Consider the following 14384-nt stretch of genomic DNA (forward strand, 5'->3'; position numbering starts at 1 on the left):
GCACGGCTCGAGGGGCGCGCGGGACGACAAGGACGAAGGAAGAGGAATGAGCGACAAGACGAATGAGGAGATCTACAGGGCGTATCTGCTGGCGTACGCGTGCAGCGGCGACGCCTCGAAGGTCGCGGTGCTCCAGGACGCGCGCCCGCTGACGTCGGCGGTCGCCGCCGCGCTCGCCCTGGCCGAGCGCGATCGCCAGTCCGGCGAGCCGCCGGACACGTGGGACTCGCTGACCGAGCGCCTGCAGGCCATGTTCGACGATTTCGATCCGCACGGGTACGACCTGGCGAGCGGCGACGACGAGGCGCTCGACGACGAGGACGAGGAAGACGGCGAGGAGCCGATCGCCTCCTGAGCGGCCCGGGCGCTCCTCGGCGGCGGGGGCCGCGGAGCGCGCGCCGGCGATGCGGCCATTCGCCCGGCGGTTCCGGGCGGGTGGCCGTGCCTCACACCTCGTTCGCGCTGTAGTCGGCGTAGACGATGAAGATCACGTATTGCGCCCAGGCCGCGCCCTTCGGCCGGTGGTGGGTGACGCCGATGTCGAGGTGCAGCGCGCGCTGGCGCAGGATCTCGGGCGGGAGCTCCAGCGCGTCGATCGACGTCGCCTCGACGACGTAGCCGCGCATGTTGCGCCCGAACCGGTGGACCGCCTGCTCCAGCACCGCGTCGAGCGCGGATCCCGCGTCGAGCTCCCCCGCGTGCACGAGGCCGAGCTCCTCCTTCATCACCTCGGGCATGCTGGCCAGGCGCTTCGGCGGGGCGAGCCCCATCCGCCGGCGCGCGTCGATGACGCGGGTGAGCAGGAGGTTCACGTCGGCGGTGTGATCGCTGCCGTGGTGAAAGCGGTAGCTGGTGACCATCGCCCCGAGCCCGTCGGGCTCGCGCGTCACGAGCGGTCCGATCGCGATCTGCTCGATGTCGGGCGTGAGGAGCGTCGCGCGCCCCATCGGCATCTCCAGCGCGGCAGAGAGCCAGCGGCCCGCGTCCAGGCCGTGCGGCGAGTAGTTCGAGAGGAAGTTGCCGTCCCGGATCGTCCCGTCGACCTCCCAGCCCGCGAGCAGCCCGAGCGCGATGAGATCCGCGTCCGGCGTCTCGGTCTCGCCGAACGCCGCCGCGAAGAAGCGCGGCGCGAGCCGCGCCGCGGTCGCAGACTCCCGCGCCGCGAGCGTCACGGGGCGGAGCCCCGCCTGCGCGCGCGCGGCGTTGAGCTGGTCGAGCGCCACGCGCGTGAACTGCGCGGCGCTGTCGACTGGCCGGGAGATCGGCGGGGAGGCGGGGTCCGCCTCTTCCTGGTAGACCGGCGCGAGGCCGGGACGCCGGGCGAGCACGTGGGCGAACGGCCTCGAGAGGACGCGCTTCGGCGGCGCGTAGAGCACCTGGATCCACGCGCTGCGATCGCGCGGATCAGGGTGGCAGATCACCCGGAAGCCCGGGCGCGGGACCGCCATATCGACATCGCACTGCGCCACGCCGGTGCGCCCGCGGTTCACATAGGCTGTCACCTCGTCCGCCGGCCTCGTCAACCGCCCCTCGATGACGACCTCGCCCCGCGCGTCGGGCACCGGGGAGAACGGCTTGATCTCCGCCTCCGCGGAGCCGAAGACGGCGAGCGCCACCGCGCGGCCCGCGATCCGCTCGAAAGAGAAGCCCGCGACGTCCATCCCTGGGCGGAGGCGCTCTTCGACGCGCGCGCGAAACTCGCCCTGCCAGCGCGCGAGCACCTCCTCGTCCGTCGCCGTCTCCGGGACCTCGCCGCCGTGGACAGCGTAGCTCGTCACGCTGGTCGCGCTCCCGCACGCGGCGGTCATGAAGCGGCGCAGCCGCTCGGGAGGCGGCTCCGCGTGCTCGAGGAGGAAGCGCCCGATCTCGCGCGCGGCGCAGCTCATCGACCGCGTGACGCGCGGCGGGCGCTCGGCCCGATCGACGGCGGCGCTGAACGCCGCGTCCCAGGCGCTCGCCGCCTGCCATGGCTCGTCGCCGGCCAGCTCGGGCAGCGAGCCCGCCGGAGCCCAGCTCCCGTCGACCTCCCGCTCCTGCGGCATCGCGGGGGGCGCCGCCGGCTTCGCCTCGATCGCCCGCAGCGCGGCCTGGCTGGGGAACTCCGCGGCAGGCTTCGACGCGACAGGCGCGCTCGCACAGGCGGCGAGCGAGGTCGCGAGGAGAGGGCCCAGAACAACCTGGACTGGCGCACGGCTCTTCACGGAGGCGAGGCTATCTCACGCGAGCGGACGGCATGAGCCCGCCGAGGGCGGTGAGCAGAAACCCGTCGTTCGCGCCCCGTGCGTCCACACTGCCGCCCTCCCGCCGGCAGCGCCTGGACCGGCGCGGCGGGCCTGCGCAGGCGCTGCCTGGCTGACTGTCTTGCTGTGGCGGCCCCGGGGATGGCTCGGGGCAGCCGCCCGCTCACCCCCCGAGGGTCGCGCCGTTCGAGGCGATGACCTCGCGATACCAGTGCGCCGAGTCCTTGGGCACGCGCTTGCCGGTCGGGTAATCGACGAAGACGAGGCCGAAGCGGTGCTTGTAGCCGTGGGCCCACTCGAAGTTGTCCAGGATGGACCAGTGGAAATAGCCGTTCACGACCGCGCCGTCGGCGATCGCCTTGCGGAGCTCGATCAGGTGGCGCGCCATGAAGTCGATGCGCTGGGGGTCGTGCACCTTCCCATCGAGCGATATCCAGTCCCGGGTGGACAGGCCGTTCTCGGTGATCACGATGGGGCGCTTGTATCTCTCGTAGAAGAACTTCGGCCCCCAGTAGAGGCACTCGGGGGTGACGGACCACTCGAAGGCGGTGATCGGGTGTCCGACCGGGTGCGGCACGACCTCGGCGGCGCCGCTCGCGCCGGCGCGCACCGGGAACCCCCAGTAGACGTTCACGCCGCAGAAATCGACCGGCTGCGCGATGATCTCCATGTCGCCGCCCCGGATCTCGGGCAGCTCGTTCGCGAACAGGCGGAGCCCGTCCTCGGGGTACCTGCCGAAGAACACGGGGTCCATCCACCACGTGTTGGTCCACGTCGTGCGCGCGTTCACCGACCACGTGGCCGCGCGCGCGGCCTCCAGATCTTCGGGCGACGAGCTCGCGGGGTATTTCACCTGCGCGACAGGCGCATAATAGACGTTGCACTTGCCGGGGCTCGCCGCGCGGATCGCTTGCACCGATTTGCCGTGCGCGAGCAGGACATGGTGGCACAGGCGCAGGACCTCGGCGAAGCGCAGCCGGTCGCCGGGCGCGTGGCGACCCTCGTAATGGCCGGCCCCGGCGAACACCTGAGGCTCGTTGAGCGTCATCCAGTCCTTCACCCGGTCGCCGAGCTTCCGGACCACGACGCTCGTGTACTCGGCGAACCAGTCCGCGCTGTCGCGGTTCAGCCAGCCGCCCTTGTGGTAGAGCGCGAGCGGGAAGTCCCAGTGAAACAGGGTGATATGGGGCTCGACGCCCGCCTCGAGCAGCGCGTCGACGAGGCGGTCGTAGAACGCGAGCCCGCGCTCGTTGACGGCGCCCGTGCCCTCGGGCAGGACGCGCGGCCACGAGGTGCTGAGTCGGTAGGCGCGGAGGCCGATGTCGCGCATGAGGGCGACGTCCTCCCGGTACCGGTGGTAGTGGTCGCACGCGACGTCGCCCGTCTGGCCGTTCCACACCGCGTCCGGCTTCCTGCAGAACATGTCCCACACGGACGGCCCCTTGCCGTCCTCCTGGGCGGCGCCCTCGATCTGGTACGACGCCGCCGCGGCGCCCCAGAGGAACCCTTCGGGAAAACCCTTGTGACCCTGTTCTCGCGTCATGGTGGCCGCCACCATATCAAAGGCGGCCGATGTCCGGCACGCGACGTCAGCGCACCGCCGCGTCAGCCCGCGTCGCGCGCCTCGTAGCCGGCGTCGCGCACGGCCGCGAGCAGGGCCTCCGCCGTCGCGCTCCCCTCGACGACCGCCTCGCCGCGCTCGAGGCTCACCTCGCCGACGCGCGTGACGCCGGGCACCTTCGCGAGCGCCTTCGAGACCGCCTGGACGCAGTGGCCGCAGGTCATCCCTTCGATAGCGAGTCTGCGCATGACCCCCCTATGCCCGCTCCACGCAGCAGCGTCAACGCGCCGCCGGCCGGCGCGCTGGGCCGACGGCCGCGCCGGCGGGCTCAGCGCGGGCACGCCGGGCACGCCTGCCCGCCGCAGTCCACGCCGAGCTCGTCGCCGTTGTGCACGCCGTCGAGGCACGTCGGCCTCTGGCACACGCCGGCCCAGCAGACGCCGGCCTCGCAGTCCGCCGCCGTCGCGCACCCGTCGCCGGACGGGCACGGCTTCCACGGGCCGCCGCAGTCGACGCCGGTCTCGGACCCGTTCCGCACGCCGTCGGCCTCCATCGCGCCCTGGCACGTCCCCGGGCTGCCGAGGCACACGCCGGAGATGCAGTCCAGCGCGACGGAGCACATCTTTCCGCTCTCGCAAGGTCGCCTGCAGATACCGCCGCAGTCGACGTCGGCCTCGTCCGTGTCGCGCCGCGCGTTGATGCAGTGGCGCGGCGCGCAGTAGCCCCCGCCGCGCTGCGCGCCCACGACCGGGATGCAGATGCGGTCGGCCCCGCACTGGTCGTCCTCCACGATGCAGTCGAACGTCTCCGCCTCGTAGCAGATCTGATCGACCTTGTAGAGCTCCCAGAGGCTGACCCCGTTGTCGAGAGGCACGTTGACAGGCCTGTTCGCCTCCGAGCAGATATCCGAGGTGCACAGGTTGCCATCGTTGTAGAGGTCCGACGGGTCGGGCCTCGACACGACCTCCCCCGCGTGCGTGCACTCCAGCCGCGCGCAGTCGCCGCGCACCTGCGAGGCCAGCGGGCCCGGGTAGATGTCGACCTGGCACACCCGGTCGACGCACCGCCCGACGCCGCAGCGGGGGTCCGGCGGGCCGGCGCACTTCGCGTCGTTGTCGCACGCCGTCCCCGCCGTCCCCGGCGCGCAGCTGAACCAGCCCTCCTGGCACTCGCTGCACGGCCGGCAGGCGAGAAAGCAGTCAGGCGCCGTGTCCTCGGGCTCGCAGCACAGGGTGTGGCCCTCCTGGACGCAGGTGCACACCCCGTCCGCGCACTCCGTGCCGGGCGCGTACTGCGTGTCCGACTCGCAGTCGGCGGTCGACTCGCAGCTCCCACCGAGGTGGCTCGGCCGCTCGCACGAAGAAATCGCCACGACAGTGAGAAATATGGACACGACAACGCAATGCTTAAGGTAACTGTACATGCGTCCAGTCCTCCGGCACGAGGCCTTGGCGCCAACACCCCGGCGGCCCCAATCCGCCGTGATGTCGCTCCCGATTGGCGATGATCCTACCCGGACCCGGCGCGGCTCTGCCAGCGTTGACGACAGTTTTCGTCACTTTTCGTCAACAGCGCATCGAGGCTCCGATCGTTTGCGTGTTCACGTGCGCTTGTGGGCGTGCGCTTCGCCTCATTTCGGATTCAGGTGCTCGCGGCGGATCACCGCTGCTGCGCGCTTGCGCCGTCCGCGCCGGAGTGGTTGGCTCTCGCGGGTGGCGGCTCGCGAGCACACGGCGCTTGTCGGCGAGGGCGGCGTGCACGTCGTCGAGGACGCGGGCGGAACGCGCCGCCATGCCCTCCACCTGGTCAAGCTGGTGGTGCCGGTCGACGGCCCTCTCCAGGTCGAGCGCGAGGGCGCGCGGCCGCTCGAGGTGCGCGCGCCCGTGCTCACCGGCGCCGGCGTCGCCCACGCGATCAGCGCGCCCGGCCCGACGGTCACGGCCTTCCTGCCGCCCGACGGGCTCGGCGCGGGGGCGCAGGCGGTCGCCCGCGGGCGGGCGTTCGCGCTCGAGGGGGCGCAGGCCGAGCGGGTGCGCGCCGCGGCGCGCGAGGTGCTCCGCGGTCGTCTCGACCACGCCGCCGCGCGCGAGCTCATGACCGCGTGCGCCCGCGCGTTCGCGCCGGAGCGGCCGCCGGTCGACCGCCGCGTGCTGCGCGCCATGCGTCGCCTCGCGGAGCAGGCGCCGGACCGCCCCGCGCTGGGCCCGCTGGCCGCCGCGGAGGGCCTCTCGCGCTCGCGGCTCTCCCACCTGTTCCACGACGCGTTCGGGCACCCGCTGCGCGATTACATGACGTTCCTGCGGGTCATGGCGGCCGTCCGGGCGCTCGTGGACGGCGCCGCGCCGGCCCGGGCCGCGCTCGCCGGCGGCTTCCACGACCAGGCCCACCTCGCGCGCGCGGTCGCCGCGACGCTGGGCCGCACGCCGGGCGCCGTCGCTCGCAGCCACTTCGTACAAGAGCCGGCCGCGCCGGGGCGCATGGTGGTCCCCTGAAACCAGGAGGACCCATGCCCCCTCGCGCTGTCGACGCCATCCGCATCGCCCTCGGCCTCATCGTCCTGCTCGGCGGCATCAACGGCTTCGTCCGCATCGTGCCTGTCCCGGAGCCGCTCCACCCGTTCACCCGGATGCTCGTCGACAGCGGCTACATCTATGCCGTCAAGGCCGTGGAGCTCACCGCCGCGGTCCTGCTCCTCCTCGGCCGCCGCCGCGCCCTCGCGGCGGCGCTGCTCTGGCCGGTCGTGGTGAACATCGCCCTGTTCCACCTGCTGCTCGACCCCCGCGCCGGCGTCAACGCGGTCATCCTCCTCGGCCTCCTCGGCGCCCTCACCTGGCACGAGCGCCGCGCGTTCGCGCCGCTCTTCGCCGAGGGGCGCTCCGGCGCGCCGTCGACCGCGGACAGCGCGGGGCGCGGAGAGCGTGTGTCGCCCGCCTGGGCTGCTCAGCGGGTGGAAGATGGGATGAAGAGATGAAAACCACAGAGGCACAGAGGGCACAGAGGGAGAGAGAAGAGATAGAGACAGAAGAGACAGAGAGAGACTCAATAATTCATTCTCTTTCTCTGTGCCCTCTGTGCCCTCTGTGCCCTCTGTGGTTCCAGTTCTCTTCTTCTCGTGGAGCACCGACCGGCGCCGCGGGCGAGGCCCGGGCCGCTCCAATTGGTTCCGGCGGCTTCGACAAGCCCCTTGACAAAGCCCCCGCGCCCCGCGGGGGCGCTACGGGGCGCTGTCCTGGAGCACGCCGTCGGGGACGAGGCGGAGGGAGCGCACCGCGCCCTCGCGCGCGAGCAGGACGGCGCCGAGAAGGCCGGCCTCGCTGCCGAGCGGAGAGGCGACGACCGGCACCTCCCCGGCGCGGACGGCGTGGCGCGGCAGCTCCTCGCGCACGCCGGCGAGGAGGATGTCGGGCGCGGCGATCGCCTCGCCGCCGAGCACGACGAGCTGCGGGTTGAGCAGGTTGAGAAGGACCCCGATGCCGCGCGCGAGCTGCGCGCCGGCCTCGTGGAAGATCGCGCGAGCGGCCTCGTCGCCGGCCAGCGCGGCGCTCGCGATGGCGCCGACCGCGTGCGGCCGGGGGAGCGCGGCGAGCGCGCTCGAGCGCGCCGACGCCGCCTCGGCGGCGCGCCGGAGCGCCATCACCGAGGTGAACGTCTCGAGACAGCCGCGGCGGCCGCAGCCGCACGGCGGGCCGTCGTTCGCCACGCGGCAGTGGCCGATCTCGCCGCTGTAGCCCTGCATCCCGAAGAACAGGCGCCCATCGACGACGAGCCCCGCGCCGACGCCGAGCCCGACGTAGATCCAGACATACGACGCATGCCCCCGCGCCGCGCCGAGCTCCCCCTCGGCCACCGCCGCCGCCTGGGGCAGGTTGTACACGGGGACCTGCATGCGGAGCGCGCGGCTGAGCTCCGCGCGCAGCGGGAACCGTTCCCAGCCCAGGTTGGGCGCGAGCACGCAGACGCCGCTCGGCCGCTCGATGAGCCCGGGCAAGATGGCGCACGCGCCGCGAAGCCGCTTCCGCGGCACCCCGGCGAGCTGCAGCACCTTCGGCAAGAGCTCGACCACGTCGCGGACCGTCCGGTGCGGATCGCGCAGGACAGCCGGCTGCTCCAGGCGCGCCCGCATCCGCCCGCGGGCGTCGGCCACGGCCACGGCCGTCTGCTCGACGCCGATCTCGATGCCGAGGAAGGCCGCGCTGTCGTCGTTGAACTCCAGGAGGCGCGCCGGGCGCCCGCCGCGCGACTCGGACCCGACATCGCGGACGCTGCCGCTCTCCAGCAGCTCCTCGATGATCGCGGAGACGGTCGGCTTCGTCAGCCCGCTCAGCCGCGCGAGGTTCGTGCGGGAGATCGGGCCGTGCTCCTGGACGAGGTCGAGGACGAGGGCGCGGTTCAGCTCCCGCGGGGTGCGGTTGTTCGCGGTCTTGTCGGTGGGACGGACCATTCGAGAGGACCAAGACTTAGCCGCGCTCGCACAGCGAAAGCAAGGGCCGTCACCGCCCCGCTGCCTCGAAACCCCGCGTCGCCTCGAGCGCTCCGCCCCCGTAGCAAACTGCCCCGCAGCCCCGCGATGCGTCGTACAGTGAACGACGTCGTGTGGCGGAACGCCTCATCACCGCGTGTGATGTGGGAACAGGATGTGCGCGCCCCCTTCTCGCCGCTGGCCCCGCCCGGACCGACCCGGATCCCCGTCTCCGCCGCGCGCCGCGCCGCCGTGGCGCCGCAGCGAGCAGCGGCGGGCGGGCTCATCTCATGTCGCGGGGAACGCTGATTGCAAACGCACGTGGCGGACGACAGATGGCATCAGATGCCGAGTCGATGAGAGCTGACGACGTGGATGAATGAGGGGAGCGATCGTCGAGGCGCTGGAGTGTGGACATATCGACGCGCTGCCACCCCAGGTCGAGCGAGAGCTCGGCGGCATGGAGGACACAGCGATATCGCAGGGAGACGCAGGACGAATGACCGTCGCGCCGCGAGCGCTGATCGGCTTGCTCTCCCGGACAGCGGTTGACGGGCCCATCAACGGGTCCTAGCAACCGCTTGCCCGGGGTGAGGGGGCGAGACAGCGCGCCTCGCGGCCGCGCTGGCGTCGTCCATCCCGCAGCCGATTCGCATTTCCGAGGGGACGCCCGGAGCGCTGGGCCCGTTTCCTCATGAGGAGTTTTCACGATCATGAAGATGGCGGATGTTCTGGGTGCTGTTCTCGCTGTAACACTCGCCGGCTGCACGGCATCATCGGCCCCTGCCGAGATCGCGGATCAGGAGGAGACGGGGACAGTCGAGGGCGCGCTCAGGCTGAGCGACGTCGCCGCTGTCCCGGCGTATTTCGATCATGAAAACCGCCTCTCGGTCGGCCGCGGGGAGTCGGTCTACGCGCACTTCACGAGCCATCCGGGTCGGACGATCACGCTCGATCTGCGGGCCGTCGCCGGCGGCAGGAGCGCCGCGGTCGCCGTCAGGGTGCACGAGGTCACGACCGACGGGAGGCTGCGGAATGTCCCGCGGGTCCGTGGCTCGCTCGGACAGGGCTCCACGACGTGGCAGAGCCAGGGCACCGGATCGTATGTCGTGCAGATCCTCTCGCAGCGGACGCCCATCGAGGTCGAGCTCCGCCTCTCCTGCGGCGGCGAGGTCTGCTCGCCGCTCGCGCAGCCCGGCGCGATGTGCGGCGGCATCGCCGGCTTCCGCTGCGCGGAGGGGCTGTATTGCGACTTCGCCCCCGAGGCGAACTGCGGCGCTTACGATCGGAGCGGCACGTGCGAGTTCGTGCCGGAGGCGTGCCGGCAGGACTACGATCCTGTCTGCGGGTGCGACGGCCGGACGTACGGCAACGATTGCGTCGCGGCGATGGCCGGCGTCTCTGTGAAGAGCCTCGGCGAGTGCGGCCCGACGGTCGTCGGGCTCGGCGAGAGCTGCGGCGGCTTCACCCTCGGGGGGCCGCGCGTGTGCGACGACGGGCTGTATTGCAAGTACGCGCCCGACGCGATCTGCGGCCGCGCCGACGCGGCCGGCGCCTGCGCGGAGAAGCCCGAGGCTTGCACGAAGGAGCTCGCGCCCGTGTGCGGGTGCGATGGACAGACGTACTCCAACGCCTGCGTCGCGGCCGCCACCGGCATCTCCGTCGATCAGCGGGGTCCGTGCGCGAGCGCGCCTATCGAGTGAGGCGCATCGCGGGCTGGTCTCTCCGCTCGATCTCGCGTAGGGTGAGGAGCCGTGCTCGACGGCGATCTCCTGGACCTCCTGGCTCCTGGACCTCCGGGCGGCGCGGAGCGCAGGAGGACGACATGCTCGGCTCGCCACTTCCCGTCGATGTACGCCATGAGTCCGATCGGGGCAGCGTCGAGGTATCGTATCCAGGGCGCCACATCATCTATTACCGTCTGACGGGGCACATCGACGCTCCGCTCCTCGTCGGCCTCGTCAAGCCGACGCTGCAATGCGTGGCGCTCCACGGGCACATCGACGAGTTCCTCGATTGCACGGGCGTGACCGGCTACGATTCGGTCGTTCGCGTCCGCCTCGTCGAGTACCTCCGGGCCGTGCGAGAGAGCGCGTCGGTGACCGAGCACGTGCTCGTCGGGGCCAGGATCGTGGCCATGGGCGCCTGGCTCATGAAGCTCGCCGTCGGCGGGATCGAGATCTACCACGAGCGCGCCGTGTTCGAGGCGGCGCTGCGCCGCGTGCTGAACGCGCGCTGAACGCGGAGCGCCGCCAGGGCGAAAGGATGAGCCTCGCGAGGCACCCCCGCCTCGCGCAACGCCGGCGCCGCCCGCCGGCTACCCCGGTCAGGCAGGCCTGAAGCGCGGGCTCAGGGCTCCCCGCCGGCGCTCTCCTCGCCCTGGGCGCTCCCCTCGCCCTGGGCGCTCCCCTCGCCCTGCCGGACGGCGCGCGCCGCCCGCCGCTCGCGGTTCCTCGCCACCCGCGCCGCCCGGCTCGCCAGGAGCTCCGGCGACGGCTTGCGCCCCTGGTGCGGCACCTGCTCGGCGTGGTGCTCGTCGAACGACCCCGGCTCGCTGCCGAGCTCGAAGATCGCGACCTCGCGCTGGCCGCGCTCGCCGAGCCGCAGCGGCATCACCGCCGCGCCGATCCCCGCCCCCACGTAGACCGCGCCCTGGCCGGGCTCTGCCCGCTTGCGGGTGCCGTAGAGCCCGTGGATGTACCGGTGTCCGGCGATCTTGCCGATCGAGAGCTCGTTCAGGCGCGCGACCGTGACCTGGCCAGCGTGCGTGTGGCCCGAGAGCACCAGCGGGACGCCGTGACGCCAGAGCCCGTCCGCCTCCTCGGCGATGTGCGAGAGGCCCAGCGTCGGCAGGTCGCGCCGCATCCCCTTCACCGCCTTCTCGCGCGACGCATGGCCGGTGTAGGCGTCGTCGAGACCCACCACCTGGAGCCGCTCATGGCCCAGCGTGATCACCGTGTTCGCGTTGCACAGCACCGCGGCGCCCCCGCGCTCGAGCGCGCGCTTCACCGCGTCGGCGCCCGACCAGTGGTCGTGATTCCCCAGCACGGCGATGACCGGCGCCTCGAAGCCGCGCACCACCTCCTCGAGCTGATCGAGGTAGAGCTGGCTGTGGCACACGAAATCGCCGGTGAGCACGACCAGATCGGGCCGCTGCAGGTTCGTGAGCGCCACGGCCGCGCGCTGGACCCGGATCGACGTCACCCGGCCGACATGCTGGTCGGTCAGGTGGGCAATGCGAAGCGAGGAGACCTGGTCGAGGTAAGCGGCCGGCCCGGCGAAGCGCCGGAGGCGAATCCCCATGGTCGCGTCCGCCGCCCCGGGATCCGCTGCCTCCCCTGAGGCGCGAGCGCCTCGCCTGAAGAGCCCCCGCCACCGCTCCCTCGCAGGTACAGCACTGTTCACCGCCGCCGAGTCTACGGGCGAGGTCGAATGGCCGCCACCTTTTCTTGCGTCCCGTTCATCCAGGGAAGCGCAGCAATCCAGCGTGCGCTCGTGTGTGACAGCGCCGATCTTGGAAAACTCTATGCTCGTGCGACTCAGGCACCGTTCAACGGTCCTGAGAGCGGTCGTGGCAACGGCAACGTGCCTGGGATCGGCGGATGAGGTCGCGATCGATGGCCGCGAGGGAGGGACAGCCCGCGAGCGCCATCGCGACCGAGAGCTCGTCGCGCAAGGCCGCGAGCACGCGCGCGACGCCCTCGCCGCCGAGCGCGGCGAGGCCCCACAGGACGGGGCGCCCGACGAGCACCGCGCGGGCGCCGAGCGCGAGCGCCTTCAGCACGTCCGTACCCCACCGGACACCGCCGTCCATCAGCACCGGGCACCGCCCGGCGATCGCGTCGGCGACGGCGGGGAGGGCCTCGATCGTCGCCGGGGCGCCGTCGAGCTGCCGCGCGCCGTGGTTGGAGACGATGACGCCGGCGGCGCCGGAGCCGAGGGCGCGGACCGCGTCGTCCGGGCGGATGATGCCCTTGAGCAGGATGGGCAGCCTCGTCAGCGAGCCGAGCCACTCGACGTCGCGCCACGTGAGCGAGGCGTCGTGTCGCGCGGCGACGTAGGCAGCGAGCAGCGAGCCCTGCTCCCCCGCCGGGGCGGACGCCGCGGCGTCGCGGAGGTTCGCCATCACGAGCCCCTCGGGCAGCGCGAAGCCATTGCGCACGTCCGCGATCCGGCGGCCGAGGAGCGGCGTGTCGACGGTGAGCATCAGCGCCTGATAGCCCGCGGCCTCCGCGCGCTCGACGAGCGAGCGCGTGAGGCCGCGGTCCTTGTGGACGTAGAGCTGGAACCACTTCGGCCCCGGCGACGCCTCGGCGACCGCCTCGAGGCTCGTCGTCGAGAGCGTGGAGAGCGTGAAGATGGTCCCGAGCTCCGAGGCCGCCCGCGAGGAGGCGAGCTCGCCGTCGGGGTGCGCGAGGCGCTGATAGGCGGTGGGCGCCACGAGGATGGGGAATGGCACCCTCGCGCCGAGCAGGGTCGTGCTCATGTCCCGCTCGGACACGTCGACGAGCACGCGGTAGTGGATCTCGAGGCGGCGGAAGGCGCGGCGGTTCTCCCGGAGCGTCCTGCCCTCGTCGGCCCCTGAACGGTAGTAGTCGTAGGCCATCCTGGACAGGCGGGCGCGCGCGGCGCGCTCGAAGTCGTCGACGGTGAGCAGCGGCGGGGCGGGGCGAGGGTCTTGCACGGCGTTCTCCTGGAGAGCTCCGCGAACCATCCTGACCGCGGGCGCCGACCATACTACCAGCCCGGGTGGCGGGGAGTCGGCGTCGCGAGGGCGCTCCGGCGAGGCGGGCTCGTGCACGACGGGGCGAACGCCCTGCGCGGCGAGATCGCCGCCGCGCTGCGCGAGGGGCGGGCGCCGCTGGGCCTGGGCGGCCGCCCGCGGCGCGCTGGGCTCGATCGGCCGGATGTCGTCAGTTGCAGGCGGGGAGCTGGCCGCCCGCGGGCTGGTCACCGGCCTTGAGGTCCAGCATCGCTTCCACGGAGGATCCGTTGATGTCGGTGGCGCGGACATGGTACGGCGCAGCCCCCATGTTCCCGTCGCCGACGACGAAGTAGTTGTACGACTGCCGCGTGGCCGTCTGCCACGTGCCGTTGATCTCCACCTCGACCTTCTCGATCGGGTGCGCGTGCCCCTCGACGATGATCTCGTTCCAGTACCGGTTGGTCGGGTCCTTGAGGCGGAAGGTGACAGGGGCCGTCGTCGGGCACGGGATGTATTTCCACGAGATCTTCCCCGCCGCGCCGCCGTTGGTGGTGCCGAGATACCCCTCGCGCTCGGCGCCGATCTGGAGGAAGGCGTTCTTGCTGAGGTCGATGTGGCCCCGCACGCACTTCGGGTTCGTGGCGATCGGGCACTGGTCCACGACCATGGCCTGCACCTTGCGCCCGTCGTCGCGGGAGACCTCCACGCACGCGCCGCACATCCCCGCAGAATCGTAGTCCTGGGTGTTCATCGCGGCGAAGTACTGCCCTCCGCCGAAGGGGACGTGCGCGACGATGTCCGGGTTCCGCCCGGTGATCTGGTAGCTGCAGTTCACCTCGGTCGAGCCCATGTCGAGCGTGTAGAAGGTGATGGATCCGTTCTCGTACGCCGCGGGATAACCGCAGCTCACCGACCCGCCGCCGCCCGTGCCGGTCGTGGCGGCGGTGGTGGTGGTGCTGGCGGTGGTGCTGCCGGTGTCGCCGCTGCTCGTCGAGGAGACGCCGGTCGTCGTGGAGCTGCCCGGGCCAGCGCCCGCGCCCGTCGTGGCGGCGCCCGCGCCGCCCTGCCCGTCCTGGCCGCCGGTGGCGGTCGAGGTGCTCTCCGACCCACCGCCGGAGTCGCCGCTGCCGTCGTCACCACAGCCAGCAAGGCCCAGGGCGATCAGCGACACGAGGGGCCATAAAATGCCCGTGGGCACGTAATCCAGCTTCATCTCGGCTCCTTAAGATTTACGACAGGAGTGGATCCGCGGATCCACGAAGCTGGCTTACGCCAGGAGGGAGAGTGGCGCAACAGCCTCGGCGCGCTGTCGTGCGCTGAGACAAGGGTCCTGGCGCACATCGCGGGATCGGGAGGGGTCGTGGATCGAGCGGACTCCTTTGCTCGACCGCGCCGGGAGCGCAGGAGTCTTCACCGGCG

General features: G+C 72.3%; 13 protein-coding genes and 1 pseudogene. 5 read left to right on the forward strand and 9 right to left on the reverse strand.

The annotated features are described in order from the left end of the window. Window positions 1-46 precede the first annotated feature (46 nt). Window positions 47-355: a hypothetical protein gene (locus tag WME96_RS39765; RefSeq protein ID WP_437286771.1), complete on the forward strand. Its 309-nt coding sequence runs from the start codon at window positions 47-49 to the stop codon at window positions 353-355. A gap of 91 nt (window positions 356-446) precedes the next feature. On the opposite strand, the gene WME96_RS39770 is transcribed toward WME96_RS39765, so the two are convergent. The 4 genes from WME96_RS39770 to WME96_RS39785 form a co-directional block, all read right to left on the reverse strand. Beyond that, window positions 447-2201, reverse strand: a complete 1755-nt coding sequence (locus tag WME96_RS39770) for a hypothetical protein (protein WP_437286772.1) — start codon at window positions 2199-2201, stop codon at window positions 447-449. Between the two features lie 202 nt (window positions 2202-2403). After that, window positions 2404-3783 (reverse strand): GH1 family beta-glucosidase, encoded by a 1380-nt coding sequence (locus WME96_RS39775; protein WP_437286773.1) that lies wholly within the window; start codon window positions 3781-3783, stop codon window positions 2404-2406. Window positions 3784-3845: 62 nt separating this feature from the next. Continuing rightward, window positions 3846-4049 carry a CopZ family metallochaperone gene (locus WME96_RS39780; RefSeq protein ID WP_061615898.1) on the reverse strand — a complete coding sequence of 68 codons (204 nt, stop codon included), beginning with the start codon at window positions 4047-4049 and terminating at the stop codon, window positions 3846-3848. Between the two features lie 80 nt (window positions 4050-4129). Further along, a complete protein-coding gene (locus WME96_RS39785; protein ID WP_437286774.1) occupies window positions 4130-5173 on the reverse strand; it encodes a hypothetical protein in 1044 nt (347 codons plus the stop codon). A 340-nt stretch (window positions 5174-5513) separates the two neighbouring features. Here WME96_RS39785 and WME96_RS39790 point away from each other — a divergent pair, with 340 nt between their 5' ends. Both WME96_RS39790 and WME96_RS39795 read left to right on the forward strand, forming a co-directional pair. Further along, window positions 5514-6293 (forward strand): helix-turn-helix domain-containing protein, encoded by a 780-nt coding sequence (locus tag WME96_RS39790; protein WP_437286775.1) that lies wholly within the window; start codon window positions 5514-5516, stop codon window positions 6291-6293. A 14-nt stretch (window positions 6294-6307) separates the two neighbouring features. Beyond that, the gene (locus WME96_RS39795; protein WP_437286776.1) at window positions 6308-6772 is read left to right on the forward strand and encodes a membrane spanning transport protein; all 465 of its coding nucleotides are present in this window, start codon (window positions 6308-6310) and stop codon (window positions 6770-6772) included. 243 nt (window positions 6773-7015) lie between these two features. Here the strand turns inward: WME96_RS39795 and WME96_RS39800 are convergent, their stop codons facing one another. Both WME96_RS39800 and WME96_RS39805 read right to left on the reverse strand, forming a co-directional pair. Further along, the gene (locus WME96_RS39800; protein ID WP_437292400.1) at window positions 7016-8014 is read right to left on the reverse strand and encodes an ROK family protein; all 999 of its coding nucleotides are present in this window, start codon (window positions 8012-8014) and stop codon (window positions 7016-7018) included. Window positions 8015-8032: 18 nt separating this feature from the next. After that, window positions 8033-8269, reverse strand: a pseudogene (locus WME96_RS39805) (winged helix-turn-helix domain-containing protein); the annotation flags it as partial. 992 nt (window positions 8270-9261) lie between these two features. Here WME96_RS39805 and WME96_RS39810 point away from each other — a divergent pair. Together WME96_RS39810 and WME96_RS39815 are read left to right on the forward strand one after the other, a co-directional pair. Then, window positions 9262-9963 carry a Kazal-type serine protease inhibitor family protein gene (locus WME96_RS39810; RefSeq protein WP_437286777.1) on the forward strand — a complete coding sequence of 234 codons (702 nt, stop codon included), beginning with the start codon at window positions 9262-9264 and terminating at the stop codon, window positions 9961-9963. A 122-nt stretch (window positions 9964-10085) separates the two neighbouring features. Beyond that, entirely contained in the window at window positions 10086-10499 is a 414-nt protein-coding gene (locus tag WME96_RS39815) for a hypothetical protein (RefSeq protein WP_437286778.1), read from the forward strand. A 110-nt stretch (window positions 10500-10609) separates the two neighbouring features. Here WME96_RS39815 and WME96_RS39820 read toward each other — a convergent pair whose 3' ends face one another. The 3 genes from WME96_RS39820 to WME96_RS39830 all read right to left on the reverse strand — a co-directional run bounded on the left by WME96_RS39820 (window position 10610) and on the right by WME96_RS39830 (window position 14178). Then, window positions 10610-11563 (reverse strand): metallophosphoesterase, encoded by a 954-nt coding sequence (locus WME96_RS39820; protein WP_437286779.1) that lies wholly within the window; start codon window positions 11561-11563, stop codon window positions 10610-10612. 247 nt (window positions 11564-11810) lie between these two features. Then, the gene (locus WME96_RS39825) at window positions 11811-12944 is read right to left on the reverse strand and encodes an alpha-hydroxy acid oxidase (protein WP_437286780.1); all 1134 of its coding nucleotides are present in this window, start codon (window positions 12942-12944) and stop codon (window positions 11811-11813) included. A 229-nt stretch (window positions 12945-13173) separates the two neighbouring features. Further along, window positions 13174-14178: an expansin EXLX1 family cellulose-binding protein gene (locus tag WME96_RS39830; protein ID WP_437286781.1), complete on the reverse strand. Its 1005-nt coding sequence runs from the start codon at window positions 14176-14178 to the stop codon at window positions 13174-13176. Window positions 14179-14384 lie beyond the last annotated feature (206 nt).

The organism is Sorangium sp. So ce406 (genome assembly GCF_051474675.1).
GTDB lineage: Bacteria > Myxococcota_A > Polyangia > Polyangiales > Polyangiaceae > Sorangium > Sorangium cellulosum_G.